This is a genomic window from Bacteroides sp. 1001302B_160321_D4 (assembly GCF_015667765.1).
Lineage (GTDB): Bacteria > Bacteroidota > Bacteroidia > Bacteroidales > Bacteroidaceae > Bacteroides > Bacteroides xylanisolvens.
Window position 1 is genome coordinate 1 of record NZ_JADPLO010000121.1, and the last position, 5395, is coordinate 5395.

General features: G+C 40.0%; 6 protein-coding genes. 4 read left to right on the top strand and 2 right to left on the bottom strand.

Annotation, left to right across the window (positions count from 1 at the left end; translation table 11 throughout):
* Positions 1 to 464: 464 nt before the first annotated feature.
* Entirely contained in the window at positions 465 to 1076 is a 612-nt protein-coding gene (locus KFO40_RS25025) for a helix-turn-helix transcriptional regulator (RefSeq protein WP_128859734.1), read from the bottom strand.
* A complete protein-coding gene (locus tag KFO40_RS25030) occupies positions 1066 to 1770 on the bottom strand; it encodes a hemerythrin domain-containing protein (RefSeq protein WP_032841758.1) in 705 nt (234 codons plus the stop codon). The genes KFO40_RS25025 and KFO40_RS25030 overlap by 11 nt, the downstream gene beginning before the upstream one ends.
* A gap of 209 nt (positions 1771 to 1979) precedes the next feature.
* On the opposite strand from KFO40_RS25030, the gene KFO40_RS25035 reads away from it, so the two are divergent.
* From KFO40_RS25035 to KFO40_RS25050, 4 genes are all read left to right on the top strand, one after another.
* Entirely contained in the window at positions 1980 to 3155 is a 1176-nt protein-coding gene (locus tag KFO40_RS25035; protein ID WP_074708834.1) for a phosphoribosylaminoimidazolecarboxamide formyltransferase, read from the top strand.
* Between the two features lie 134 nt (positions 3156 to 3289).
* Positions 3290 to 3796 (top strand): flavodoxin FldA, encoded by a 507-nt coding sequence (gene fldA / locus KFO40_RS25040; protein WP_128859733.1) that lies wholly within the window; start codon positions 3290 to 3292, stop codon positions 3794 to 3796.
* A gap of 33 nt (positions 3797 to 3829) precedes the next feature.
* Entirely contained in the window at positions 3830 to 4192 is a 363-nt protein-coding gene (locus KFO40_RS25045; RefSeq protein WP_004312525.1) for a DUF2023 family protein, read from the top strand.
* A gap of 154 nt (positions 4193 to 4346) precedes the next feature.
* The gene (locus KFO40_RS25050; RefSeq protein ID WP_004312526.1) at positions 4347 to 5369 is read left to right on the top strand and encodes a TQO small subunit DoxD; all 1023 of its coding nucleotides are present in this window, start codon (positions 4347 to 4349) and stop codon (positions 5367 to 5369) included.
* The last annotated feature ends 26 nt before the right edge of the window (positions 5370 to 5395 follow it).

Below are 5395 nucleotides of genomic sequence, written 5' to 3' on the forward strand. Positions count from 1 at the left end.
GAAGCAACAGGATCAATCGTTTGGGAAGAGGATGTTTTCATGATGCAAAAATAAGAATTTTAACGCAATCCCCCAAGGTTTCAGACTGAGCCGTGTCCTCCGTGTCCTCTGTGGTGAACTAAAGCTGTATACAAAAAAAAACGAGCCAATTCTTTTTATAGAACCACTCGCCACTGCATCAGAAAAGCCAAAAGGCTTTTCCATAGTACCTCAAATTTCCTGAAAACTAATCTTCTTTTTACCTAAAAACCTCTTACCTATTGTTATCCTTTTACCTTCTATTAAAAACTTATCCTATTGAACTAAACTAAAAAACTTTTAATACCTTAAATTATCTAATCTAATACCTTTTTAATATTTTCTTTTACCTTTATAAACTAACAGCAATTTCCCAACTGCTTTGCAAAGGTACGAATATTTTTCGTGTGCGCAAACGGTTTTGTATTTTATAACACTTTTGCAGGCTACAAGTCTTTCACATCACTCAACGTAACCAGCTTATTTACAATAGCATAAATAGTCAAACCAGCAGCACTATGTATTTGCAATTTTTTGCTAATATTCCTCCGGTGTGTGATAACAGTATGAATCGACAAGAACAGCTTTTCCGCTATTTCCTTATTCGTCATCCCCTTCACCACACAGATGACGATTTCTTTTTCCCGCTGACTAAGCGTATCCTGATTATCCACCTCTTCTTCTTCAGAAGCCACATTCAATAAACCGGCAATTTTCTTAGAAAGAATATCCAGATCATCGAATATTGAAATAGACTCATCATACTTACCCAATAATGAAGCATCTACAAAAGAAGTGACCAGGGCTATTATACGTATCCTTTTACCAGATATTTCCTCCCGGAATTTAGCAACATCAAAATAATCACCAAAAGCAGGATTGACAATCAGCATCTCGGGACATTGCGTTCGGACACAATCGTGTAATGCTTCAACAGACAACAATTCTATCGGTTGCACTTTTACGTTGGGAAGACGCTTCAACGCAGCAGTCAACCCACCACGAATAATTACAGAAGTTTCTGCAATAGCAATTCGAACGACCTCATTATTTTTCATTTTCCCTCATCCTCCTTTCCAAATTCAGAATAGCAGGAACAAAAATATAATCCTCCACTTTGCAATGAGATTCCAATCCGGCTTCGCAAGCATATATATCAAAAAGAGCCGCATTCAGAAGATTCTCATTTGCCTTGGCGGGACAATATTTTATAATGATATTTTTTAGTTCTGTCAACTTCTCCCCTACCTGATCGTGATGTTTGGAAAAGGTACTGATCTGGTAGTTTTTGGGAGCATTTCCCTTAATCAATGAATCGACATACTTAAAGACGGTTTTCTCTTCATAATCCATGTGCTTACGCACTTCCCGTGTATATTCGTCAAAGAACTTGAGAATAAGAAAAGCCACATCGTCCTGCGAACAGTCGATTGCCTCGATCAGTTTACGACGAATAGCCGGAAGAGAAAAATCAAGAAAATAAATATGTGCCTGCCGCAGATAATCAATCAATGCAGGTATGGAAATATCATCTTTATCCCCATCGAGCCGGGAAAAGCCTTCGGCCATAAAGTTGACTACAATCAGAAAGGTCCGACAGTCCACTCCATTTAGTTCACAAACTTCTTTGACTGTTTTGTCACCAAAACCCAACGAAAGTCCAAAACGACTCATCACTTGCAACAAAGAATAATTATCGCTGATGAGATCGATCATCTTATCAGTTGGCTTGTATTTCTGTAAATTATCCATCATACCTATGTATATTAGAGACTGCAAAGAAACGGAATATTTTGCTGAAATACAATCATCATTTATAGGTATTTTACATCCTCATTCGTTAGCAAATACTAATTATATGCTACTATTTTGTGGCACAACTTTAGGCAAGCTAGTCTTTTTTTAGTAATTTTGTCGCTATCTATTTGTAATTAGTAACTCGTAATTTTATATTTAATAAAATGGCAAACGAACTCGAACTGAAATACGGCTGCAACCCTAACCAAAAGCCTGCCCGTATCTTCATGAAAGAAGGAGAACTCCCCATCGAAGTATTGAATGGACGTCCCGGTTATATCAATCTGCTGGATGCGTTCAACAGTTGGCAATTAGTGAAAGAACTGAAAGAAGCTACCGGACTGCCGGCTGCCGCTTCTTTTAAACATGTCAGCCCTGCGGGTGCTGCTGTTGCGGTAGAAATGAGCGACACGCTGAAAAAGATTTATTTCGTAGACGACATGAAACTCTCTCCATTAGCCACAGCATACGCACGTGCACGTGGCGCAGACCGTATGTCATCATACGGAGATTTCATCGCATTGTCCGACACTTGCGACGAAGAAACAGCACGCATCATCAACCGTGAAGTGTCCGACGGCGTAATTGCCCCCGACTACACAGCCGAAGCGCTGGAAATTCTGAAGAATAAAAGAAAAGGGACTTACAATGTAATAAAGATAGATCCTGCATACCGTCCGGCTCCTATCGAACACAAAGATGTATTCGGAGTGACTTTCGAACAAGGAAGAAACGAATTGAAAATCGATGAAAGCCTTTTGAAAGAGATGCCTACGCAGAACAAAGAAATTCCGGCTGATGCAAAACGTGACTTAATCATTGCCTTAATCACTTTAAAATATACGCAATCCAATTCGGTGTGTTATGCCAAAGACGGGCAGGCAATCGGTATTGGCGCAGGCCAACAGTCACGCATCCACTGTACGCGTCTGGCAGGAAATAAAGCAGATATCTGGTATTTACGCCAACATCCGAAAGTGATGAACTTGCCATGGATTGAAAAAATCCGTCGTGCAGATCGTGACAACACTATCGACGTTTACATCTCGGAGGATTATGACGATGTATTGGCAGACGGCGTTTGGCAGCAGTTCTTCACAGAAAAGCCGGAAGTGCTGACACGTGAAGAAAAACGGGCATGGCTGAATACGATGACAGGTGTAGCTTTAGGATCGGACGCTTTCTTCCCATTCGGAGATAATATAGAACGCGCGCATAAAAGCGGTGTCAGCTACATTGCACAACCGGGTGGTTCCGTACGTGATGACCATGTGATTGGAACTTGCGACAAATATAATATGGCAATGGCATTTACAGGCATCCGCCTATTCCACCATTAACAATATCGACTATTTTTATTCCATATATCCCCATTTATAATGAGAATGAGACAAATCTTCCATTATAAATGGGGATTTCCTATTTCTTCAAGCCCCTCTATCTTTGCAGCGTTACATTTAAAAACGAATCAAAGATGAATAAAATTGGTGTATTTTATGGTTCCACAACCGGAACAACAGAAGACCTTGCCCGTCGAATTGCAGAGAAATTAGATGTACCATCGGCAGATGTATTTGATGTATCCAAGCTAACAGAGGCATTAGTCAATGAATATGACGTATTGGTGCTCGGCTCTTCCACTTGGGGAGCAGGCGAACTTCAGGACGACTGGTACGATGGAGTAAAAGTTTTAAAGAAATGTGATTTATCTCATAAGTCTGTAGCCCTGTTCGGTTGTGGCGATTCTGACTCGTATAGCGACACCTTCTGTGACGCAATAGGCATTCTTTATGAAAACTTGAAAGATACCCATTGTAAATTCTGTGGAGCAACAGACACCGCAGGTTACACATTCGACTCTTCTATCGCTGTTGTAGACGGCAAGTTTGTAGGCCTTCCGCTTGACGAAGTCAACGAAGATAGCAAAACAGACGAACGTATCAACGCATGGGCTGAACAAGTGAAACAAGAAATTAGCTAATTTTACCTTAACATAAAAAGAATACTTTGCATCATGGCAACTGAAAGAATCATCCCCGGCGAAATCCGAATTTTTCTTAATCATATTTATGAGTTTAAGAAAGGCGTACGCAACATGGTACTTTACACAATGAGTAAAGAGCACGAAGAATTTGCCATCCGCCGATTGAAAAATCAAAAGATCAGTTATATGATACAGGAAGTAGGTACCAATAAAATCAACCTGTTTTTTGGAAAGGCAGAATGTATGGAAGCCATGCGGCACATCATCATCCATCCTTTAAATCAACTGACTGCCGAAGAAGATTTTATTTTAGGAGCCATGCTGGGATATGACCTATGCCAGCAATGCAAACGATATTGCAGTAAAAAAGAAGGTATAAAGATGGCAGTTTAAGCGATAACCTTAGCATAAGTTTAGCTTTGTTTGTATGTAGTTTGTCTTGAGTGGAATCGTTTCTTTAAAAATAGGTATCCATTAAAACATTTTCCAATGGAAACTTGTTGTATAAGAAACGATTCACTCAATTATAACAAAATCAAACATTGCAATGAAGCAGCAACAAGAACAACTTACCGCCTATACACTGGCCGGTATTTTCACCCTTTCATTACGACTTATTGTTGGTTGGACTTATTTTTCAGCCTTTTGGCGGAGACTCGTCCTCGAAAACAAACTTATCCCGGATTCTACCGGATACATTGGAGAGAAGTTCAATCATTTCCTACCTAATTCCATAGGAATCAAACCCATCATCGAATATCTCGTCAGCACCCCCGATTTACTTTGGTGGGCGATGGTTATCTTTACTATCATTGAAGGTGTTGTCGGATTACTCTATATGCTTGGTTTCTTTACCAGATTAATGAGTATCGGCGTATTCAGTCTTGCATTCGGCATTCTGTTGGGTTCCGGCTGGTTAGGAACAACCTGTCTTGATGAATGGCAAATAGGTATTTTAGGCGTATCCGCAGGATTCACCATTTTCCTGTCCGGCGGCGGAAAATACTCTTTGGATTATCTGCTACAGCCCCAACTATCCAAAAATAAATGGCTGGTATGGGTTACTTCCGGCGAACTTCCATTGTCTATCAAGCGATTCAGTAAAGTAGCAATCGGCGGTGCAGCCATATTGTTCATACTCACCCTATATACCAACCAGGTTTTTCATAATGGCGTATGGGGACCACTACATAACAAATCAGTAAAACCCAAAATTGAGATATCAGATGCAAATGTCAATAACGGAGCCCTGTCTTTTAAAGTATATCGTGTTGAGGGTGCCGATGTATACGGCTCATTTCTTATTGGCATTACTCTTAAAGACACAAGTGGAAAAGTGATACTTCAAAAGAATGGAGAAGACCTTGCATTATTCCCTCTCACTAATATAAAGAATGATTATATAGCTAAGGTAGTCCCTGGTAAACATAGCCTTATCATCCCATTGGGCAGCAAAGCTACTTTGGCAATTAGAGATAACAGTTTGCAAAATCTTCCCGAAGGCCAGTATGAATTAATATTGACCGACATTAGTGGAATTACTTGGAATAAAAACATCACAATCGAGTAAATCCGGCCTACTCTACAAACGGATCA